At 70.0% G+C, this 20775-nt stretch carries 23 protein-coding genes, 1 tRNA gene and 1 pseudogene; 7 read left to right on the top strand and 18 right to left on the bottom strand.

Annotated elements, in window-relative coordinates:
* Positions 1–328 precede the first annotated feature (328 nt).
* Positions 329–401, bottom strand: a tRNA-Ala gene (locus tag ACWDSJ_RS29255).
* 123 nt (positions 402–524) lie between these two features.
* Here ACWDSJ_RS29255 and ACWDSJ_RS29250 point away from each other — a divergent pair.
* Both ACWDSJ_RS29250 and ACWDSJ_RS29245 read left to right on the top strand, forming a co-directional pair.
* Complete coding sequence (locus ACWDSJ_RS29250; protein WP_450035707.1) at positions 525–1961, top strand: DUF222 domain-containing protein; 1437 nt, start codon at positions 525–527, stop codon at positions 1959–1961.
* A 34-nt stretch (positions 1962–1995) separates the two neighbouring features.
* Positions 1996–2232 carry a hypothetical protein gene (locus tag ACWDSJ_RS29245; RefSeq protein WP_450035706.1) on the top strand — a complete coding sequence of 79 codons (237 nt, stop codon included), beginning with the start codon at positions 1996–1998 and terminating at the stop codon, positions 2230–2232.
* Positions 2233–2299: 67 nt separating this feature from the next.
* Here the strand turns inward: ACWDSJ_RS29245 and ACWDSJ_RS29240 are convergent, their stop codons facing one another.
* The 3 genes from ACWDSJ_RS29240 to ACWDSJ_RS29230 all read right to left on the bottom strand — a co-directional run bounded on the left by ACWDSJ_RS29240 (position 2300) and on the right by ACWDSJ_RS29230 (position 5115).
* The gene (locus tag ACWDSJ_RS29240) at positions 2300–3001 is read right to left on the bottom strand and encodes a DsbA family protein (protein WP_450035704.1); all 702 of its coding nucleotides are present in this window, start codon (positions 2999–3001) and stop codon (positions 2300–2302) included.
* Positions 3002–3083: 82 nt separating this feature from the next.
* A complete protein-coding gene (locus tag ACWDSJ_RS29235; protein WP_450035703.1) occupies positions 3084–4286 on the bottom strand; it encodes an MFS transporter in 1203 nt (400 codons plus the stop codon).
* A 175-nt stretch (positions 4287–4461) separates the two neighbouring features.
* Positions 4462–5115 carry a TetR/AcrR family transcriptional regulator gene (locus ACWDSJ_RS29230; protein ID WP_450035702.1) on the bottom strand — a complete coding sequence of 218 codons (654 nt, stop codon included), beginning with the start codon at positions 5113–5115 and terminating at the stop codon, positions 4462–4464.
* Between ACWDSJ_RS29230 and ACWDSJ_RS29225 the strand changes: the two are divergent.
* Positions 5091–6341: pseudogene (locus tag ACWDSJ_RS29225) on the top strand (carboxylesterase family protein); the annotation flags it as partial. The gene ACWDSJ_RS29230 and the pseudogene ACWDSJ_RS29225 overlap by 25 nt on opposite strands.
* 429 nt (positions 6342–6770) lie before the next feature.
* Here ACWDSJ_RS29225 and pgm read toward each other — a convergent pair.
* A complete protein-coding gene (pgm, locus tag ACWDSJ_RS29220; RefSeq protein ID WP_387368502.1) occupies positions 6771–8408 on the bottom strand; it encodes a phosphoglucomutase (alpha-D-glucose-1,6-bisphosphate-dependent) in 1638 nt (545 codons plus the stop codon).
* A 703-nt stretch (positions 8409–9111) separates the two neighbouring features.
* On the opposite strand from pgm, the gene ACWDSJ_RS29215 reads away from it, so the two are divergent.
* Positions 9112–10278, top strand: a complete 1167-nt coding sequence (locus tag ACWDSJ_RS29215) for a lipase family protein (RefSeq protein WP_450035700.1) — start codon at positions 9112–9114, stop codon at positions 10276–10278.
* A gap of 223 nt (positions 10279–10501) precedes the next feature.
* On the opposite strand, the gene ACWDSJ_RS29210 is transcribed toward ACWDSJ_RS29215, so the two are convergent.
* Complete coding sequence (locus ACWDSJ_RS29210) at positions 10502–12004, bottom strand: MFS transporter (protein WP_450035698.1); 1503 nt, start codon at positions 12002–12004, stop codon at positions 10502–10504.
* A 163-nt stretch (positions 12005–12167) separates the two neighbouring features.
* Here ACWDSJ_RS29210 and ACWDSJ_RS29205 point away from each other — a divergent pair, with 163 nt between their 5' ends.
* Together ACWDSJ_RS29205 and ACWDSJ_RS29200 are read left to right on the top strand one after the other, a co-directional pair.
* Positions 12168–12821: a TetR/AcrR family transcriptional regulator gene (locus ACWDSJ_RS29205; protein ID WP_450035696.1), complete on the top strand. Its 654-nt coding sequence runs from the start codon at positions 12168–12170 to the stop codon at positions 12819–12821.
* A gap of 33 nt (positions 12822–12854) precedes the next feature.
* Positions 12855–14153, top strand: coding sequence for a D-arabinono-1,4-lactone oxidase (locus tag ACWDSJ_RS29200; RefSeq protein WP_450035694.1), 1299 nt, complete (start codon positions 12855–12857; stop codon positions 14151–14153).
* On the opposite strand, the gene ACWDSJ_RS29195 is transcribed toward ACWDSJ_RS29200, so the two are convergent.
* Positions 14120–14935 carry a DUF6286 domain-containing protein gene (locus tag ACWDSJ_RS29195; protein ID WP_450035693.1) on the bottom strand — a complete coding sequence of 272 codons (816 nt, stop codon included), beginning with the start codon at positions 14933–14935 and terminating at the stop codon, positions 14120–14122. The genes ACWDSJ_RS29200 and ACWDSJ_RS29195 overlap by 34 nt on opposite strands.
* Entirely contained in the window at positions 14932–15273 is a 342-nt protein-coding gene (locus tag ACWDSJ_RS29190) for an Asp23/Gls24 family envelope stress response protein (RefSeq protein WP_450035691.1), read from the bottom strand. The genes ACWDSJ_RS29195 and ACWDSJ_RS29190 overlap by 4 nt, the downstream gene beginning before the upstream one ends.
* Positions 15274–15535: 262 nt before the next feature.
* Here ACWDSJ_RS29190 and ACWDSJ_RS29185 point away from each other — a divergent pair, with 262 nt between their 5' ends.
* The gene (locus tag ACWDSJ_RS29185; protein ID WP_450035689.1) at positions 15536–15724 is read left to right on the top strand and encodes a hypothetical protein; all 189 of its coding nucleotides are present in this window, start codon (positions 15536–15538) and stop codon (positions 15722–15724) included.
* Between the two features lie 59 nt (positions 15725–15783).
* Here ACWDSJ_RS29185 and ACWDSJ_RS29180 read toward each other — a convergent pair whose 3' ends face one another.
* The 10 genes from ACWDSJ_RS29180 to ACWDSJ_RS29135 form a co-directional block, all read right to left on the bottom strand.
* Positions 15784–16350: an alkaline shock response membrane anchor protein AmaP gene (locus ACWDSJ_RS29180; protein ID WP_450035687.1), complete on the bottom strand. Its 567-nt coding sequence runs from the start codon at positions 16348–16350 to the stop codon at positions 15784–15786.
* Positions 16347–16874 (bottom strand): DUF6286 domain-containing protein, encoded by a 528-nt coding sequence (locus ACWDSJ_RS29175; protein ID WP_450035686.1) that lies wholly within the window; start codon positions 16872–16874, stop codon positions 16347–16349. Before ACWDSJ_RS29175 ends, ACWDSJ_RS29180 begins: the two co-directional genes overlap by 4 nt.
* Complete coding sequence (locus ACWDSJ_RS29170) at positions 16871–17197, bottom strand: Asp23/Gls24 family envelope stress response protein (protein WP_387368521.1); 327 nt, start codon at positions 17195–17197, stop codon at positions 16871–16873. The genes ACWDSJ_RS29175 and ACWDSJ_RS29170 overlap by 4 nt, the downstream gene beginning before the upstream one ends.
* Positions 17194–17382 (bottom strand): hypothetical protein, encoded by a 189-nt coding sequence (locus ACWDSJ_RS29165; protein WP_387368523.1) that lies wholly within the window; start codon positions 17380–17382, stop codon positions 17194–17196. Before ACWDSJ_RS29165 ends, ACWDSJ_RS29170 begins: the two co-directional genes overlap by 4 nt.
* A gap of 1 nt (position 17383) precedes the next feature.
* Positions 17384–17851, bottom strand: coding sequence for an Asp23/Gls24 family envelope stress response protein (locus tag ACWDSJ_RS29160; protein WP_450035683.1), 468 nt, complete (start codon positions 17849–17851; stop codon positions 17384–17386).
* A 95-nt stretch (positions 17852–17946) separates the two neighbouring features.
* A complete protein-coding gene (locus ACWDSJ_RS29155; protein WP_450035681.1) occupies positions 17947–18279 on the bottom strand; it encodes a hypothetical protein in 333 nt (110 codons plus the stop codon).
* The gene (locus tag ACWDSJ_RS29150) at positions 18276–18653 is read right to left on the bottom strand and encodes an Asp23/Gls24 family envelope stress response protein (protein ID WP_387368529.1); all 378 of its coding nucleotides are present in this window, start codon (positions 18651–18653) and stop codon (positions 18276–18278) included. Before ACWDSJ_RS29150 ends, ACWDSJ_RS29155 begins: the two co-directional genes overlap by 4 nt.
* The gene (locus ACWDSJ_RS29145) at positions 18650–19234 is read right to left on the bottom strand and encodes an Asp23/Gls24 family envelope stress response protein (protein ID WP_450035679.1); all 585 of its coding nucleotides are present in this window, start codon (positions 19232–19234) and stop codon (positions 18650–18652) included. Before ACWDSJ_RS29145 ends, ACWDSJ_RS29150 begins: the two co-directional genes overlap by 4 nt.
* Complete coding sequence (locus ACWDSJ_RS29140; protein ID WP_450035678.1) at positions 19225–19791, bottom strand: RNA polymerase sigma factor; 567 nt, start codon at positions 19789–19791, stop codon at positions 19225–19227. Before ACWDSJ_RS29140 ends, ACWDSJ_RS29145 begins: the two co-directional genes overlap by 10 nt.
* Positions 19792–19905: 114 nt before the next feature.
* Positions 19906–20721: a helix-turn-helix transcriptional regulator gene (locus tag ACWDSJ_RS29135; protein WP_450035676.1), complete on the bottom strand. Its 816-nt coding sequence runs from the start codon at positions 20719–20721 to the stop codon at positions 19906–19908.
* Positions 20722–20775 lie beyond the last annotated feature (54 nt).

Raw genomic sequence — 20775 nt, 5'->3', positions numbered from 1 at the left:
CACCGACCAGGAGGAAACCACCCCAGCACTGACCGCCTGACCGAACAGGATCACGCGGCAATCACCCCGTTACACCACCCGTTTGGACTTGACCACAAAGAGGCGATCATAGTAGTAGGCGGTTCGCATTTCTTCGCCGGTCACCGGCGGCGCGGCTATCATTCAGACGTTGCGGCTTGTCCGCGGAGCTGACTTCGAAATCGACAAGCCGCTCGACCTACACTCCGACGACCCATCAGAAGCAAGACCAAAACGGGGGGTGAACGGGGGCCAGACACAGAAAACAAGTTGGGCCCGGTTCTTGACCGGGCCTGACCTGCCATTTTTGTGGAGCTAAGGGGACTCGAACCCCTGACCCCCACACTGCCAGTGTGGTGCGCTACCAGCTGCGCCATAGCCCCGTGGTGTTGCCTTCGGGGGGCTCCCCGTTGGCTTGAATGAAGTTACACCACTGGCGGATGTGGGGCCAAATCGGCTGGTCGGGGGGCTGGTGGAACTGGTGTTCGAAAGGTAGTATCGAACACATGTTCGACGGCGGAGAGCTTCAGGCGATGAGCGATGAGGGGCTGATCGATGCGCTGCGGCGGGCACATGGGGCGGCGGCGTTCGCGCAGGCGGCCGAGGTGTTGGCGGTGCGCGAGCTGTATCGGCGGCGACGGGAGGAGCGGGGAGAGGAGGGGGATGACGGGCGGGCCGGGGAGTTCGCGGCCAGTGAGGTGGCGATGGCCGTGCGGGTGTCCGAGCGGGTGGCGGCGGCGCTGATCGATGTGGGGCTGGGGCTCGATGAGATGCCCGCTACGCGTGCGGCTTTCGCGTCGGGGCGGATCGATCTGGCGCGGGCGCAGGTCGTGGTCGAGACGGCGCGTGGGGTCACGGCCGCGGCGCGGGCGGAGTTGGAGCCGAAACTGATCGAGGCGGCGGATCGGGCGGATCCGGTGCGGTTGCGGCATACGGGGCGGCGGTGGGTCGGGCGGCTGGATCCGGAGGGTGAGCGGCGCCGGCGGGAGGTGCGGGAGGGCGAGCGGGATGTGCGGATCAGGGGCGTGCGCGACGGGGTGGCGCTGTTCGACGGGTTGTTGCCCGCGGCGGCCGCGCAGACGGTCGCGATGCGGTTGCGGGAGCTGAGTCACGAGGTGTGCGAAGAGGATCCGCGCACGATGCCGCAGCGGCGGGCCGACGCGTTGGTGGCGCTCGCGGACGGGTCGGGGCGGTTGCGCTGCGAGTGCGGGCGCGGGAAGCGTTGTCCCGCACCGAAATCGAGTGGCGAGAGACGTCGGCCGCTGGTTCAGATCGGCATCTCGGCGGAGAGTCTGTTGGGGTCGCGGGAGGATCCGGCGCTCTTGGCGGGGTACGGGCCGATCGACGCGGAGCTGGCGCGGCGGATCGCCGAATCGGCCGAGTTCCAAGTGATTCCGGAACGTACGGAGGATCCGAGCGGCGACGAGGAGGACGATCGGGAGGAGCCTCCGGTATGGCTGGATCGGGAGGTGCGGGCCGTGGACGGGCTCTGCCGGTTCCCGGGCTGCACCATGCCCGCCACGCTGGGCCGGATCGACCACAGCAGACCCTTCGATCGCGCCCACCCCCGGCGCGGCGGTGCGACGGTGCCGTCGAATCTCGCGGTTCTGTGCACGCGGCATCATCGGCTCAAGAAGGCCGCCGACGACGGCGAAACCGCCTGGCGCACAGACCGACTCGACGCCGATCGCCTGGAATGGACCAGCCCCGAGGGCGATGTCCGCACGACCGTGCGGGAGGGTGCGCGATATCTGTTCCCGCACACCGATGTCGAGGCCCCGCGACTGCCCTGGCCGCGGCCCGCGGAGGAGACCGAGGCGCCGCCCGCGGCCGCGCTCGACCTCACCTATCCCCTCGAACGAGACGTTCCGCTCCATCCCGGGCTGTCGACGGCGATTCCGGAGGACGACCGTCCCTACGCCTTGGAGAACCAGGGCCGATGAACACCTACCAGGATCATGAGGACACGGCACAGCGATGGACAACCCGGACCCTCCTCCGGCGCCGACGGTCATCGATGTCGGGGTGGAACGCGAGCGGATCGCCGGTCTCGAGCAGATCCGCAGGCGGCTGGAAGCCGAACTGGACAAGGCCGAATCCGGTTGCGGCTACGCGGCCATGGCACAGCAGCTGCGCGACACGATCAACGCGATCGCGGACGCGCGTAACCGAATCTACGAGGCCCTGCTCACCGACGAACTGGGCGACGAGTAGCCCGCGGGTCGGCACCGCGCGGGGAGCGGGCGCCCGGACGGCTGGGGATGCCGCCCGGGCGTCCGCGCTACGGCGCGACCTTGTCGACCCAGCCGGAGTCGTTGAGGTTCAGATCGTTCGAGCCGTCGAGCACGGTCGGGGTGCGCACCTCGCCGACGGCCGCCTTCAGGGTGGTCATGGCCGACTGGGCGTGGTTGCGCGCCGAATCGACGCGCTGTCCCTTGGTGATGCACTGCTGCACCTCGGCGGGAGCCCCGGCGTCCGCGGCGATCGCGGCCAACTGCTCGTTGCCGAGGTCACCGCCGTTCTCGCTCGGTTGCTTGGTGGTGAACAGCGCGGTGTGGAACTTCGAGTACACCGGCCCGTTCCCGGCGTCGGCGACGCATTCGTTGGCGGCGACGGCTCGGGTCGAGTAGTCCTTGCTGCCCGACTTCTGATCCAGGAAGTTGACGAGACGATAGCGCACGGCCAGCTTGCCCTGGTCGATCTTCTGCGCGATCAGCTGACCGTAGAGGTGTTCCAGCGAGCCGCAATTCGGGCACATCGGATCCTCGTAGACGTCGATCGTCTTGGCGGCGTTGGTTTTTCCGAGCACGATCGCGCCGTCGGAGTCGAGCAGCACGCTGACGGCCGGATCGTGCACCGGACCGTACCCGTCGCCCTGGACCTTCAAGGAGTGATCGCTGTTCCAACGCACGACGAGCACGACGATCAGCACGATCACCAGCAGGGCGACACCGCCCAGGGCGTACGTGGTTCGGCTGGACATGGGTCGCGGCGTGTACTTCGATCCGGAGGAGGAGTTCACGGCGTCCACTCTGCCAAAACCGGACCGGCGATTCGACGCCGACTCACACGTCGACGACGGCCCGCCGCCGCATCGGCTCCGGAACCAGCACCCAGCACAACGAGGCCGCGACCAGGAGCGCCCCCGTCACGGCGAGCGCCACCCCGAACGACGCTCGTTGCGCGATGGCGCCCACGGCGATCGGGCCGATGACGGTCCCCAGATCGGCGGCCATCTGGAATCCGGCCAGCACCGGCCCGCCCCGGGCCCGGGGCCCGATGACGTCGGCGACCGTGGCCTGCTGCGCCGGGGTGTACATGCCCGACCCGAGTCCGGCGATGAACGAGGACACCAGCAGCCAGGTCAGATTCTCCGACAGGCCGAGCAGAATGGTCCCGACGGCACACACCACCGTGCCGACGACCAGAAAAGGCTTGCGGCCCAAGCGATCCGACAGCCGCCCCGAGACGAACAGCACCGCCGCGTTACCCGCCGCGAACACCGTCAGCGCCACACCCGCCAGCCCCGGCGAGAGCCCCAGCACCGAAACCACCAGCAGCGGAACCAAAGCCATCCGTACCCCGAACACGGCCGCGCCATTGGCGAAGTTCGACCACAGCACCGCGAGATACGCCGGACGCGCGAGGGCGTCGCGGAAGGTCATCACGCGCAACTCACCCGGGGCCTCGGGTGCGGCCAACCGCGAGTCGCGCAGACTCCAGTACACGACGGCCGTCGCGGCCAGTAGTGCGACGGCGTAGATCACGAACGGCACCCGCAACCCGAATCCGACCAGCGCACCGCCGATCAGCGGCCCGGCCAGCGAACCGATCAGGAAGCTGCTCGACCACAGTCCGGACACCCTCCCCCGCTGTCCGGGCGGCGACATCCGGATCACCAGTCCCAGCGACGACACCGAGAACATGGTCGATCCGATCCCGCCGAGCGACCGCAGCACGATCAACTGCCAATAGCTTTGCGCCAGAGCACAAGCCCCCGTCGACAAGGCCACGATCAGCACGCCGCTCAAATACACCGACCGCTCCCCCAGCCGCTGCACCAACCGCCCGCTCACCGGCGCGAACAACAACCGCATGAACGCGAACGCGCTCACGATCGCCGACGCGGCCGCCACCCCGACCCCGAAACTCAAGGCGTACTGCGGCAGAGCCGGAGCCACCAACCCGAAGCCGAGCGCGATCAGAAACGCCGCCGCGACCAACACCCAGATCTCCACCGGCAGCCGCGCGGCCCCGCTCTCCCTCACCGATCACACCCGTCGTCCACGCCGAATCACAACTCCTCGAAACGAACAATCCATTCCATCAGGTCCGGGTGCTCGGCACGCCAGCGGCGACAATGGCGTCCGCGAGGGCGGTCACCGGGACCCAGACACCGCATTACCCCAGGGATGCGCGCTGCCCGTGGCACACCGTCCGGCATCAGGTGGCGTCGCCCGATCTCTCCCGCCCGGGCCGATCACCGAAGACGCGTGCGACGAATTCGCTGATCACCAAAGATGCTTCGCCCGGCTCGATGGAACCCCGCGCGAGTTGCAACAGCAGGCCCTCGACGAGAGCCAGGAGCCCCCGTGCCTCACGCAATGCCTCCTCGCGAGAACGACCGATCGTGCTCGTACACAGAGCGTCCGCGATCGCGGCGGCGAGTCGATCGGATCCCGAGGACAGACGCGCCGACATCTCGGGGTTCCGCGCGGCCCTGTTCACCACGGCCAGCCATGCCATCACCTGTATCCGCCAGCTGTCGTCGGGTCGCTCGGCCGCGGCATCGACGACGGCCCCGGGGATCATGCCCTGAAGTGCTTCGCGCACAGTCGATTCGGCGTCCGCTGGCTCGGCGAGCGTGGTGAGTTGATCGACGAGCCGCTCATCGAGAATGTCGAGCACGCCCGAGACGGAGTAGTCGAGAAGATCGTCCAGCCCGGCGAAGTAGTGCTGCAACGAGCCGAGCGACAACCCCGCCTCCGCGGCGACCCGGCGCAGGCTCACCGCACTCCAGCCCTCGCGATAGGCCAAGCGCCACAGGGCGGCCGCCAACGCGTCGCGTCGCTGTGTCCGATCGACGACTTTCGGCATCGAACCTCCTTTTTAGTACAGTGACTTATATCAGGGTCACCTATGCCGCGCCCCTGGTCGGCGCCCGTCGCTTCCAGGCCCCGGGCCCGCCGCGGCGGTGGAGCGGCGTGCGCGGCGCGCGCAGGTTCGGTTCCTCGGTACCGCAGCCGATCCTCTGGCATCCCGGCGACGACCCCGAATGCCTCACCGTGAACGTGTGGACTCCGGATGTCGGCGCCTCCGGCCTGCCGGTCATGGTGTGGCTGCACGGCGGCGCGTGCCTGGGCGGCACCGCGTCCACCACCGATTTCGACGGCGCTGCCCTCGCCGCCGCGGGGGTCGTGCTGGTCACGGTGAACTATCGAGTGGGATACGAGGGCTTCGGCTGGGTCGACGACGCGCCGTGCAACCGCGGCGTACTCGACCAGATCGCCGCGCTCGGCTGGGTGCACGACAATATCGCCGCCTTCGGCGGAGACCCGGACGCGGTGACCTTGATCGGACAGTCGGCGGGCGCCCCGTCGGTCGTGGGCCTGCTGGCCGCCGATCGCGCCCCGGATCTGTTCCGGCGCGGAATCGCGCAGAGCCCGGGCAGGATCTTCGTTCCCGCCGACGAGGCTCGTGCCGTCTCGGCGATGATCACCTCCCGGCTCGGCATCCGCCCGACGGTCGAGGCGTTGGCGGCACTGCCACCCGAGGCGATCCACGCGGTCCAGATGACCCCGGCGGCCGTCATGGCGGCCGAGCCCGGACGATGGACCCATCCGAACGCGCCCTACTCGATGATCATCGACGGCGAATTGTGCACTGCCCCACCGTGGCTCGAATACCGAACGTCCGCGTCCGGCCGCGAACTCGTGTGCGGGTTCACCACGGACGAGGCGCGGATGTTCACCGTGGACGCGGACCTGTCCAAGACCGACCCCGTCGACACCGCCCGTGCCTGCGGTCTCGACGCCAGCGCGGTCCGAACCTACCGGCTCGGGAATCCGAACATCACCGACAACGAACTGCACGCCCTGATCCTCTCCGACGCCCTGTTCCGAATGCCGTCGCTATGGTGCGCCGAGGCCGCCGCCAATGCCGGAAACGCCTCGTACCTCTACGAATTCGCATGGCCGAGCCCGGCGCGCGACGGCGCCCTGCGGGCATGCCACGGCCTCGACGTCCCCTTCACCTTCGACACACCCCGCGGCCCCCTCGCCACGGATCTCATCGGCCCAAACATTCCGCCCGACTTCGCCGCCCTGTCGGCGGCCATGCGCAAGGCGTTCGTCGCGTTCGCCACGACCGGCGACCCCGGCTGGCCCCAATTCGACACCACCGAACGAACCCGCCGAATATGGGCGACCCCACCCGGGTTGGGTGCCGACTCACTGGCCACGTCCCGCCGGATCTGGGCGACCCCACTCGGGCCGGACGCCGACCCGCTGACAACGCCCCACCGAAACCAGCCGACCCCACCCAGAACGGACGCCGACCCACTGGCAACGCCCCACCAAAGCAGCCGACCCCACCCGGATCGGACGCCGACTCCCTGGCGACATCCCGCCAGACCTGGCGGCTCGAGCGGCAATGATCCACCGGCACAACAAGTTCCGAGAAGAACAAAGGCCATGCGCACCGGCGCGCCCGATGCGAACACCGAACCACTCAGCGCGAAAAACCCCGACCCCTCACTCCCCCAACGCCCGCCCCACGACCTCCTCCGCCGCCCCCTGCACCTGAGCCAGATGATCCGGCCCATGAAACGACTCCGCGTAGATCTTGTACTTGTCCTCGGTCCCCGAGGGCCGGGCCGCGAACCACGCGTTCTCGGTCGTCACCTTCACCCCGCCCAGTGCCGCGCCGTTCCCGCGGGCCCGGGTCTGCACCGCGATGATCGGCTCACCCGCCACCTCGGTGGCGGTGATGTCGTCCGGTGTGAGCGCGGCCAGCCGGGCCTTCTGGTCCGGGGTGGCGGTGGCATCGATGCGCGCGTAAGCCGGGCTGCCGTAACGCTTTTCGAGTTCGGCGTAGCGGGCCGACGGGCTCTGGCCGGTCACGGCGGTGATCTCGGCGGCGAGGAGGGCGAGCAGGATGCCGTCCTTGTCGGTGGTCCAGACGGTGCCGTCCATGCGGAGGAAGGACGCGCCCGCGCTCTCCTCGCCGCCGAAAGCCAAAGAGCCACTGAACAATCCGGGGACGAACCATTTGAAGCCGACCGGGACCTCGTGCACCTGGCGGCCCAGCACGCTCACCACGCGATCGATCATCGAGGAGGTGACCGCCGTCTTGCCGATCTTGGTCAGCGCGTCCCAGCCCATCCGGTTGGCGATGAGGTATTCGATCGCGACGGCCAGGTAGTGGTTCGGATTCATCAGGCCCGCATCGGGTGTCACCACGCCGTGCCGGTCTGCGTCGGCGTCGTTGCCCGTGGAGATGTCGTAGTCGTCGCGGATGGCGACCAGCGACGCCATGGCGTAGCGCGAGGACGGATCCATGCGGATCTTGCCGTCGCTGTCGAGGGTCATGAACCGCCAGGTCGGGTCGACGAACGGGTTGACGACCTCGAGTTCCAGGTCGTAGCGCTGGCCGATCTCCTCCCAGTAGTCGACGCTCGCGCCGCCCATGGGGTCGGCGCCGAGGCGGATGCCCGCGCCGCGAATCGCGTCCAGATTCAAGGCATTCGGCAGATCGGCGATGTAGTGGTCGAGGTAGTCGTAGCGTTCGACGCTGGTGGCCAGCGCGTGCTGCAAGGTGGTGCGCTTGACCCCGGCCAGGCCGCCGCGCAGCAACTCGTTGGCACGCTCGGCGATGGCGTCGGTGGCGACGGTGTCGGCGGGGCCGCCGTGCGGGGGGTTGTATTTGAAGCCGCCGTCGCGGGGCGGGTTGTGCGAGGGGGTGACGACGATGCCGTCGGCCTGATGGCGGGTGCCGCCCCGATTGTGGCGCAGGACAGCGTGACTCAGCACCGGGGTGGGCGTGTAGCGGCCGCGGGCGTCGATGACGGCAGTGACGTCGTTGGCGGCCAGGACCTCGAGCGCGGTGGTCCAGGCGGGCTCGGACAGGGCGTGGGTGTCGCGGGCGAGGTAGACGGGTCCGGTGATGCCGCGGGTGGCGCGGTACTCGACGATGGCCTGGGTGATGGCGAGAATGTGCGCCTCGTTGAACGCGCAGTCCAGGCTCGATCCGCGATGGCCCGAGGTGCCGAAGGCGACCAGCTGTCCCGGCTCCGACGGATCGGGAATTCGGCTGTAGTAGGCCGTCACCAGATGCGCCAGATCCTCCAGGTCGGTAGCCCGGGCCGGTCGGCCGGCTCGATCGTGGGCCATGCTCGGGCCTCCCTTCTTGATCACCTGCGCCCGGCTCGTCATCAGGATCACGGTCCCACCAGCCGTGCCGGACCCAGAGGGGATACCGTATCGAACCCCACCGACAGACCACGATCCGCCGGAATCCGGTCGCGCCGCCCGGCGCTCATCGACCGCTCCCCGCTGTTCGCCTCATGACTACCCCCGATCGTCGTGCCGTTTCGTCGTCCATCCATCGAACCGATGACCGTCACACCCGATTCGAGCAGTTTACGAGTTTCCGCGCGTCCGGCGGCACGAGCGGATCTCCCCGCTCCCGCGCCGACCGGCCGAACCACCTGGGCAACCTCCCATTCGCGACCGCAACCGTATCGGGTCATGCTAACTGCCAGCGACCCCCGACCCGACGGCACGCGCGTCACCCGAGCGTGTCCCCGCCCGCATTCGATCCGCACCCCTTGTTCGGATCCGCACGCCCTTTCGGGCCTTGGAAGGGGTGCGGATTCGAATAGAGGGTGCGGCTGGGGTGGTGGGGTCGGTTGGGCGCGCTGAAATGGTGGCGGTGGGGGAGACTCTGTAATAGCCTTCAGCAATCAATCCGAGCCGGTTGGTTTGTGGGGTGTTGCGTCAGGAAGGCGTTCATTCGGACGACATTGATGGAGTGACGATGGCGGATGCTCGAGTCGTACACCGAAGGCCCCGGGCCGGCGGGCGCAGGGGCGCAATGACATTGGTGACAGCGCTGATTTCGGCCGTGGTGTGTGCCATGGGAGGCGCGCCCGCGCGGGCGGCGATCTTTCCCCTCCCCGATGGCGACCCGTTCTATTCGGCGCCGCCGAACATCGGGGACTATCAGCCGGGGGACGTCGTGCGCAGCCGGACGGTGGCCGCGACCGGGTTCCCGGGTGCGACGGCCTATCAACTGGTCTATCGCTCGACGAATTCGGCCGACGCGCCGATCGCCGCGGTGACGACATTGCTACTGCCCCCGGGCGGCGGCACTCGGCCGCTCGTGTCGTATCAGCCGTTCGTGAATTCGCTCGGTCTCGAATGCGCCCCGTCGCACGCCCTGTTCGACGGCGGCCTCCAGGAGTCCCCGGCGTTGAACGTGCTGTTGGGCCGGGGCTGGGCCGTCGCGGTGCCCGATCACCTGGGTCCGGTGAGCGCGTACGGGGCGGCCAAGCTCGGCGGGCGGCTCACGCTCGACGGGGTGCGCGCGGTGAAACGGTTCGCCCCGGCCGGATTGGCCGACGCCCCAGTCGGTTTGGCGGGGTATTCCGGCGGCGGCATGGCGACCGGATTCGCCGCCGCGATGGCACCGGAGTACGCGCCCGAACTGCCGATCGTCGGCGCGGCCATGGGCGGGGTGCCGGTGAACATCGGCAAACTCGCCCTCGACGTCGGCGCGAATCCGAGCCCGCTGTTCGGGCTGGGCTTCGCCGCGGCGGTCGGCCTGGAACGGGAGTACCCCGGGGTCATGTCGCTGGACGCGAATCTGAATCCGGCGGGCTGGGATTTGCGCAATCGCATCGCCAACGCCTGCACCGACCAGATCATCGCCGCGGGCGCGAACAAGAGCTTCACCGACTACTTCTACGGCGGCGTCAGCGATGTCAGCGACCGCCAGATCGCGGTCCTGCACGAGAACAGCCTCGAGATCTACCCCGGTGTCCCCCGCGCCCCGATCTATCAGTGGGCGGGCGCCAACGACCAGGTGAACCCCTGGCTCGCCCGGGACGTCGCGGGCCGCTACTGCGCCGCGGGCGACCGCGTGCAGTTCGAGATCATCCCCGGCGCCGACCACGGCACCGCCATCGCCGCCGGGGCCGCCCAGGCCTTCAACTACCTGGGCGACCGCTTCGCCAACCTCCCGGCTCCCAGCAACTGTTGAACGAAAACGCAAGCGCCCCCGCCCGATTGATTCGGGGCGGGGGCGCTGCCGTTCGGGCACCGCGCCCAGAATCCACACGCCTCAGCACGACCGGTGTCGTACCGCGTGTCTTCCCCCGAAAACGCAAGCGTCCCAGCACAACCGGTGGCGCACCGCGTGTCCTCGCCCGAAAACGCGAGCACCCCCGCACGATCCACTCGTACGGGGGCGCAGCCGTGCCGACTCAGTGCACGATCACCGGCTCACCCTCGGCGGGCGCGGGCACCGTGCTCGGCATGAGGATCGCCGTGATCACGGCCCCGACCGCGAAAATCGCTGTGGCCCACCAGAAGCTGGTGGTGTAGCTGTGGATCGCGGATTCCGCCACCGCCACCGCCGTGGGCTGGCGGTCGCTCAGGTAGTCGGCGGCGGCCGAGGAGGCGATGGTGCTCAGCAGGGCCGTGCCGATCGAGCCGCCGACCTGCTGGCTGGTGTTGACCATGGCGGAGGCCACGCCCGCGTCCTCGTGATGCACACCCGCGGTCGAACCCTGGAAGGCCAGGGAGAGCGCGCTACCGATGCCCAGACCCATCAGGATCAGCGATGGGAGGACGTGAGTGACGTACGCCGTGTCCAAACCGATGCGGGTCAGCAGGGCCATGCCGATCGCGGCGAGGACGAAGCCCGCGGTGACCGTGATCTTGGGCCCGAGCTTGGGCAGCACCAGCGACGGGACGGTCGTGGACGACAGCACCATGCCCGCGACCATCGGCAGGAAGGCCACACCGGTGACGATCGGCGTGTAGCCCAGCGTCAGCTGCATGTAGTAGGTCAGGAACAGGAACAGCGCGAACATCCCGATGCCCATGACGAACACCGTCAGATACGACGTGCCGCGGGTGCGGTCGAGCACGATGCGCAGCGGCAGCAGCGGATGCGCGACCCGGGTCTCCAGCCAGGCGAACACGCCCAGCAGCAGCACGCCGCCGATCAGGAAGGCCAGCGTCACGCCGTTGGACCAGCCGTGCGACTCGGCGTGCGAGAAGCCGTAGACGATGCCGAACAACGCGGCGGTCACCACGGCCGTGCCCGGAATGTCGAGCCGCGGCCGCCGATCGCTGACGTGCTTGGCCAGCAACAGCGCACCGCCGACGAAGGCCACCGCGGCGAAGATCAGGTTCACGTACATCACCCAGCGCCACGACGCCCACTCGGTGAGCGCGCCGCCGAGCAGCAGGCCGAGCGCGCCGCCCGCACCCGCGACCGCGCCGAAGATGCCGAACGCCTTGGCCCGCTCGGACGGTTCGGTGAAGGTGACCGTCAGCAGCGACAACGCGGCCGGGGCCAGCAGCGCGCCGAACACGCCCTGGGCGACACGCGCGACGACGAGCATCTCGAAGCCGTTGGCCGCGCCGCCGACCGCGGAGGCCACGGCGAAACCGACCAGGCCGATGAGGAAGGTGTTGCGGCGACCGAACAGGTCGCTCAGCCGACCGCCGAGCAGCAGCAGGCTGCCGAAGGCCAGGGCGTACCCGGTGACCACCCACTGCCGGTCGCCATTGGAGAAGCCGAGGTCGCGTTGCGCCTCGGGCAGCGCGATGTTCACCACGGTCGCGTCGAGCACGACCATCAGCTGGGCCACGCCGAGGACGGCGAGCACCCACCAGCGCAGGGCATGCGAGCCGCGACGGCCCGCTTTCGGCGACGTCGCCGTCGCCTCTGTTTCGAGGTCGAACGCGGTAGTCATGGGACTCCTACGGGGAAAGTGATAGCCGACACAGATGCGGAGAGAGTTCCTCCACTTACCGGAGTAAGCTAACACCATAACGGAGAGAAAGCCTCCAGTTAATCCCCGTCCTTGTTAGGATCTTCGTGTGAATCGCGCCACTTCCCCCGCTCCACCTGGGCCTTTGTCACAGCCTCGGCGCCTGCGCGCCGACGCCGCCCGCAACCAGCAACGCATTCTCGAGGCCGCCCGCGAACTGTTCGCCGAGCGCGGCCTCGACGTCACCCTCGACGATGTCGCCGAGGCCGCGAAGGTGGGCGTGGGGACGGTGTATCGGCGCTTCGCCAACAAGCGCGAGCTGATCGAGGAGGTCTTCGATCGGCACGTGGCCGAGATGGCCGAGGCGACCGAGCGCTGCAACCGCGTTCCGGATCCGTGGCTGGGTCTGGTCGAGCTGTTCGAGTGGGCGTGCCAGCACATGGCGGGCAACCGCGGTTTCGGCGAGGTCATGCTCGAATTGCCCGACGCCAAGGAGCGTTTCGCGTCGGTGCGCTGCCGGATCAAGCCCGCGCTCGAGGAGCTCATGGTCCGCGCGCACGAGGCGGGCGTGCTGCGGCCCGGCATCACCGCCGCCGACTTCTTCGCGATGGTGAACATGGTCGAGTCGATGGCCGCCTTCGCCCGCCCGATCAATCCGAACACCTGGCGGCGCTACATGGCCATCGTGCTCGACGGGGTGCGCGCGGACGGCGTCCCGCGACTGGAACTGACCGTGCCGCCGCTCACCGAGGACGAGGTGGAGCAGGCGAAGGAGGCCGTCTGCCCGCGCAAGAGGTAGCGCGGCTCACATCGATCCCCTAATGTTGGTCACATGACCAACTCGTGGATGAACTGGGCCGGGGATCAGGCGTGTGCCCCGGCCGAGATCGCCACTCCCCGAACGGCCGACGAGGTGGCCGAGCTGCTGGCGCGCGCCGACACCACCGGGCGGACCGTCCGGGTCGCGGGCGCGGGCCATTCGTTCACCGACGCCGTGCTCACCGACGGCCTGCTGCTGCGGCCGTCGGAGCTCGACCGCATCCAGTGGGTGGACCGCTCGACCGGGCTCGTGCGGGTCGAGGCGGGCGCGACCCTCAACGCGCTGAGCACCGCGCTGCATCCGATGGGCCTGGCGTTCCCCAATCTCGGCGACATCGATGTGCAGACCATCGCCGGAGCCACCGCGACCGGGACGCACGGCACCGGCGCCACGCTCCAGAACCTCAGCGCCGCACTGCATTCCATCGAATTGACGCTCGCCGACGGCAGCCGCGTGGAGCTGAACGAACAGTCCGATCCGGACGGCTGGCGCGCGGCGCGGGTGAGCGTGGGCGCGCTCGGGGTGGTCACCGCCGTCACGCTCCAGCTGGTGCCGTCGTTCGTGCTCGAGGGCGTGGAGCGGCCGGTTCCGGTGGCGGAGGTGCTCGCCGATCTGGACGAATACGTCGACGGCAATGAGCATTTCGAGTTCTACATGTTCGCCCACAGCCCGCTGGCGATGACCAAACGCAACAATCGGGTGCCGCTGCCCGAGCGGCCGCGCGGCAAGGCCGTGGACTGGTTCGCCGACATCCTCATGTCGAACTACACCTTCGACGCGCTGTGCCGGTTGAGTCGCGCCCGGCCGGGGCTGATTCCGTGGATCCATCGCGGCGCGGCCTATGCGGGCAGCTATCGGCGGCAGGTGGACCGGTCGTATCGAGTCTTCGCCTCCCCCAGGCTGATCCGGTTCACCGAGATGGAGTACGCGATCCCGCGCGAGCACGCGGTGGCGGCGATCGAGCGGATCAAGGAGCTGGGGCGTCGGTTCGATTCGCCGATGCCGACCGAGGTGCGTTTCGTCGCGCCCGACGACGCGTTCCTGTCCCCCGCCGGTGGCCGCGACACCTGCTATATCGCGGTGCACCAATATCGGGGTATGCCCTACGAGCCGTACTTCCGGGCCTGCGAGGAGATCTTCGATACGTTCGAGGGTCGGCCGCACTGGGGTAAGCGGCACTTCCAGACCGCGGACACGCTGCGCGAGCGGTATCCGCACTGGGATCGGTTCCAGGAGGTGCGCCGCCGGTTCGATCCCAAGGGCCGGTTCGCCAATCCCTATGTCGAGCGGGTACTCGGTCCGCTGGACTGACGCGCGAAGTGCAGCTCCAAACGCACTGCGACGGTGTCGATTTCGAGGGCCTGGCGCAGGCGCGGCAGCGCGTGGGCGATGATGTCGCGGCGCAGCGCGGTCACATCGGCGTCGGGTGCGGCGGTGACGGTCAGGCGCAGTTCGGGTGCGACGGCGGGGCCGAGCAGGCGCGCGGTGGCCGAGCGCACCCCGGCGTAGGTCTCGATATCGGCGGCGACGGGTCCGGCCGCGACCGCCGAATCCATCACGATGGTGTCCGTCTCGGCCGGGCGGGCGCACCAGCGCGGGGCCGCCGTCGCCCGCCTCGGTAGCGCGAAAAGCCTACGGAGACAGGCGAATCCGAGAACACTCGCGCCGCCGACGAGCATCGCCACCGACACGAGGAGCGACGGATGGTGGGCGGCCGTCACGGACCCGATGGCGACGAACAGCGCGCCGAGCGCGCCCAGCGGGACGCGGCCGAACCGCGAACCCGCGCACGGCCCGATATTCGCGAGCCGGGCGTCGACGGCCGCGCGGACCTCCTCGGCCAGACCGGGCCGCGCCCCCGCCGCCTTGGCCACCACGCGAAGTCCGCTGCGGCCCAGCCTGATTCGCGCCGAACGCACACCCGCCACCGACTGTGCCGCCGCGCGCAGGGCGGTGGCCAGTCCGCGCCGGGCGACCCGGGCGGTGATCTCGTCGTCGGCGACCATCGGCACCAGGACCCTCCGTCCCGACAGCCCGGCCGCCGCCAGCAGCCCGAGCCCCGCCGCGAGGGTCGTCCAGGCGACGGCCGTCACCGCGCGGCCGTTCCCGTGACGAGGGCGCTCACCTCGATGTCCATCCGGGTCACCGTCAGTCCCGCGCGCTGGCGGACGCGGTCGGTGATGTGCTGTCGGGTCACCGCGGCCACCCGCCAGATGGGCAGCGGGTAGCGGATCGGCAACCGGACGGCGAGTTCGACGGTGTCGCCGCGCACGTGCGCGCGCACCTCGACATCCGTTGCGACGCCGGTGATCTCGCGCGCGGCGGCGTGCGCCAGCGCGGTGACCGACTCGTCGTCGACCGTGCGCAGCCGCGGTGGCTCGAACGCGGATTCGGCGGCGGGAGACGGGAATTCGGTCACCGTGCTCGTCATCGGTTCCTCCTGGTCGACCGCATGACGAAACCCTATCCGGCGCGCCCCGACTTCTCATTCGACACGCCCGAGAGAATGGCTGCCCGAGGCGGCGAATTGATCGGCCTGAATTAGCGGGAATTCCGCTTTATTGCCTGCTCAGCGCGCATCCGGCCGGTCAGAATACCTTTTCCCGCAAGGCGTTGACACGCCCGACTCGACGCGGTGAGGATATTGATTGGCAGTTTCCTGAGCGTGCAATCCATTCGATACGGAGGTTTCGATGGGCACCAAGATGGACCGCAATGCCAAAGACAAGTCCCGCAAGGGCATGAAGGACCAGCCGCGCGGCGGCCAGCAGGCCATGAAGCGGGATCCGGATATGGAACGCGACGAGGAAATGCTCGCCGACGGCGACATGTCCACCGAGCGCCGCAAGCGCGACGGCAAGAACAGGGACAGGCTGGGTTAGCGCCTGTCATGAACCGGCTCGCGGCTCCTGACGACACGGAGCCGCGGGCCGATTTCATATCACCGGGAGCGGCCCCGCGAATCCAGCCGCAATTCCATGCTCACCGGAACGATCTCGACATCGAGGGCCTGACGCAGCCGCGGCACGGCGTGCCCGAGAATGCGGCGACGCAACTCGGTGAGATCGGCGTCCGGCGCGGCGGTCACCACCAGATGCAGTTCCGGGGCGCGACTGGGCCCCGACAGCCGGGCGGTCACCGAGCGCACGTCGTCGTAGGACTCGATATCGGCGGCCAGGGGCGCGGCCGCGGTATCGGAGGCGAGGACCGTGCGACCGGTCGCGGCCGGGGTTCCCACCGCCCATTCCGTCGCCCGGGGCAGGCGCCCGACCTGCGCGGCGAGCCAGCGCAGCGCGGCCAGCGCGAGCACCACCGCGCCCGCCACGACCAGGTACTCCACCCACAGCGGCGGATCCGCGGTGCCCGGCACCAGCGTCGCGTCGCGATCCACCCAGGGCAGGGCGCCCAGATGCGCGGCGACGGCGTAGCCACCGGCGGCCGCGATCAGCAGGCCGATCAGCCCCAGCAGACTCCGGTTGAGCCGGGCCGGGCGGTTGATCGAACTCATCGTCGTCCTCCCGTCCGCGCCGGGCGCAGCGCGGTCTCGATCCGCGGTGGCACCCGTGGCGCGATCGTGCCGAGCCGTTCGGCGACCGCGGCGCGCACGGTCTCGGGCGCGGCATCGGCTCCGCGCCCCTTGACGCGAATCCGCTTGCGGCCCAGCCGCACTCGCGCGGAGTCCACGCCGTCGACGCTACGCACCGCGTCGTGGACCGCCCCGCGCAGGCTGCGCCGGGCGATCCCGGCGCGCACGCCGTCCTCGGCGTCGAGCGGCACGACCACCGATCGGCCGGGCCACAGCGCCGCCGCCAGCAGCACCGCCCCGACAACCAGGGCCGCGATTCCGGCGACGAGCACCGGACCGGCGGACCAGGTGGTGTCGTGCAGCCGAGTCGCGAGCGCGGTGTAGGAGACGAATTCCCTGTGGTCGCTGAGCTTCTGGATCAGCGACACCGCCACGGCGATCGACCCCGCCAACAGGGCGAGGGCGACGATCACCGCCGGGGCGATGCGGCGCGATCGGCGCGTCATCGGACCCTCCCGTTCGGTACGGCCACCGGCAGTTCGGACACCTCGATGTCCACCCGCGGCACCGCCAGCCCGGCCAGTTCGCGGGTGCGTTCGATGAGATGGGCCCGGCATTCGTCGGCCACCCGGCCGACCGGCAGCGGATAGCGGATGGGCAGCCGCACGTCGAGGGTGGCGGAATCACCGGCGACGCGCGCGGTGACGCGCACGCCCGCCTCGACGCCGCCGACCTCGCGCGCGGCCCGTTCGGCGATCCGGCGGACCGCCCGCTCGGCGACCGTCGTCCGGCCCGGAAGATCTCCGGCGGACTCGGCGACGGCCGTCATCGACGACCCCGATCACGCTGCGGGCGAACCAGTCCCGACAGGTCGACCTCGCCGTCGAGCCAGCGGCCGACGAGCAGGCCGAGCCCGCCGAAGACGAGCACGATGGCGAACGCGCCGAATCCGCCGAACGCGGCCGCGAAACCGAGAGCCAGCCCGAACACCAGGCAGATCGTGGTGGCGTTCATGTCACTGCACCCGATCCCGGGCGGGCTGCTGCTCGTCGTCGTCGCCCTCGATGTAGACGTCGTTGACGTTGACATTGACCTCGACGACCTCGAGCGCGGTCATCTGCTCGATCGCGGTGATGACATTGCGCCGCACCAGCCGGGCCAGTTCGGCGATGGCCACGCCGTATTCGACGACCAGCTCCAGGTCCACGGCGGCCTGCTTCTCACCGACCTCGACCGAAACGCCTTGTCCCACACTGGCCGAGGCGCCCGGAATGCGGTCGCGCAGCGCGCCGAACGCGCGGGCCGCGCCGCCGCCGAGGGCGTGCACCCCGCGCACCTCGCGGGCGGCCAGCCCGGCGATCTTCTGCACCACGACATCGGCGATGGTGGTGGTGCCCTGATCGGTAACCAGTGCGCTGTCGGATTTCGAGTCGGCGCCGGACTTGGTGTTGGCCGCGGCCTTGTCGTTCGTCGTGCCGGTCATGGTGATTCCTCCCGATTCCCTTGCGGTACAGCGGATAACGGACTTCACTCGATAGACACGACCGCGAGCGAATCGTCACGGCCCGGACGCGTGATCTAGGTAACTGTGCGATTGCCCGAATTCGGCTCGCGAAACGCCGCGGCGTCGAGTTCGGTGACGGTCACGCGCAGCGCGACGTCGGGCCGGCCGGCGGCGGCCAGCACCGCGCGGACGCGTTCGGTGAGCCGGTCCAACAGCGGCGGCAGCGGCAGCGCGGTGGCGACCACCCGCAGTTCGATCAGGGCCGAATTCGCCTCCACCGCAGCGCGTTTGCGATCCCACGGGAGCCATCCGGTGTCGGGCAGGCCGAACGGGACGGCGGGGCGCAGGCCCTCGACCGCCTCGATGGCGGCCACCAGCTCGTCGATCAGCGCGTCGTTCGTTCTCACGGTGTCCCCGGTTCGATGTCGAGCACGGTCACCGAGACGGCGTCGACGGTCACGCCGGTCTGCTCGGCGACCGCCCGGGCCACCCGCCGCTGCACGGCCTCGCCGACCGCGCCGACCCGGCCGCCCGCGGCGATCGAGAGATCGATGTGGACGGCCAGCCAGCCGCCCGCGCGGCGCACCCGCACGCCGGTCGAGGGCGCGGACTCCTGTCCGGTCCACCGCTGACGGCCGGAGCGCGCGAGGTGCCCGACCAGGCCGAGGACACCGGGTTCCAGGCGCAGCACACCCGGCACCGAGGCCGCCGCGCGCGCGGCCACCCCGGCGATGACCGCGTCGGTGACGACGTATTCGGTGTCGCGGGCCGCGGCGGTCATCGGTCCTCCTCGTAGAGGTCGACGACGGTCACGTCGACGCGTTCGACGACCAGGCCGACGCGCGCCGAGGCCGCCGCCCGCACCCGCTCGCGAACCAGCGAAATCGTCCGCGCGACAGGGGTTTCGCTCATCCGCACCGCGATGGTCAGCTCGACCGCGACGGCCAGGGCGCCGTCGGCGGCGGGGCCGCGGTCGTGCACCTGGCAGCCGCGGGCGCGCACGCCGTCGACGGTGTCGGCGGCGTAGCGCAGCACGACCGCGATGGCCTGGTCGCTGACCTCGAGGGTGCCCGAATGCGGGGTGTGCAACGTGAGCGTGCGACCGCGCCGGACCTCGGCGCGGACCGCGGACATGATGCGCCCGAACAGGTCCGGGGGTGGCGGATCGGGTTCCTCGACGAGTTCGCGGGTCGCGGTGCGCAGGGTGAGCAGGCTCTCCCGGGCGGCCGCGCAGTGCGCGCAGTCGGTCTCGTGCGCGTCGCCCCGGCCGTCCTCGACCGCGTCGAGCCGTTCCCACACCCGTTCCAGGCCGCGTCCGCACGGCAGCAGGTAGTCGCTGTCGGTCGCGTCGGTCACCGCCATGGCCGCATCACCTCCGCCAATTGTGCCCGCGCGCGGGCGATTCGACCGCGTACCGCGGTGCCGTTGGTGCCGACGATCTCGGCGATCTCCTCGTAGGACCGCCCGTGCACCTCGCGCAGCAACCAGCAGGCCCGCTGTTCGGGGGTCAGCAGTCGCAGCGCGTCGGTGAGGGCCGCGAGCTGGCCGTTGACCTGCGCCGCGTGCTCGGGCCGGGTGTCCGCGCGCGGTGATTCGGTGGTGTCCGGGTCGACGTCGGCGGCGACCCGGCGCGAGCGCAACACGTTGAGGCAGCGGTTGGTGGTCATCCGGTAGAGCCAGCCCGCGAAGGCCGAGTCGTCCTGGAGTTGCGCGATCCGCCGCCACGCGGTCAGGAACACCTCCTGGGTGACGTCCTCGGCCTCGGCCCGGTCGGCCAGCATCCGCGCGGCCAGCCGGAACATCGGTCCCTGATAGCGCAGCACGAGTTGCTCGTAGGCCCGGACATCGCCGTCGCGCGCGCGTCCGGTGAGGGTCGCGTCGTCGAGCGCTGCCTCGGGTGCCGTCGGCGTCGTGGTCACTCGGGCACCTCCTCTGCTCGTGGGAAGGACACCGTCATCGGCCGAACCGCACGCGGACGTGACCGGAGTCACGTATGCCGGGAGTTCGCCGATATGACCGTACCGCGCCGGGGGTTACTCGTTGACGACCCGGAGATTCGGTTTGCGGGCGTGGCGGTCGAGGAACCACACCTGCACGCTCTGATCGGCGGCGGGATCGAGGGTTTCGAACTCGATCTCCACCACCCCGCGCAGCGGGTGATCCAGATGCATTGTGCCCGTGCGGAAGTCACTCATGCGATGTTCGTCCCAGCGGCAGGCGAACTCGGGGATGCGCTGGAGGCCGGCGACGGCGGCGGCGAGATCCTCGTCCTCGGCCCACAGCGAGCGGGACAGGCGCAGCCGGGAGGTGATCTTGTCCGCGGTGGCCTCCCAGTCGGTCCAGCGCCGCGCGCCGGGGTGTGCGAAGAAGTAGCGGGCGAGGTCGCCGCGCACCTCGGCGTCGAAGAAGCCCAGGGGTTCGACGAAGTCGCGCCAGGCCGTGTTCCACGCCAGCACGTTCAGGTGGCGGCCGACGACGAACGCGGGGGTCGGGTCCAGCGCGTCGAGCACGGCCCGCAGGGTGTCGGGGACCTCGTCCGGGGCGGCACTGGACGGGCAGCCGCCGGTGTGCCGGTCGCCCAGGGCCAGTTTGACGAAGTGATGCCGCTCGACGTCGTTGAGCCGCAGGGCGTCCGCGAGCGCGCCGAGGACCGAGGTCGAGGGGTTGGTGTCGCGGCCCTGTTCGAGCCGGGCCAGATAGTCGGCGCTGACCCCGGCGAGCGCGGCCACCTCCTCGCGGCGCAGTCCCGGGGTGCGCCGCCGACGACCCACGGGCAGCCCCACGTCCTCGGGCCGCAGGCGGGCGCGGCGAGCGATGAGGAATTCGGCGAATTCGGATCGTGCTGCCACCCGTTCATCCTGTCGTATCCGCGCCTCGTTAGCCGCGCCCTGCGAGTGCCAGGA

The organism is Nocardia sp. NPDC003482 (assembly GCF_053588115.1).
Note: the sequence above shows the minus strand (reverse complement) of the source record. Positions and strands in the feature narration are given on the sequence as shown.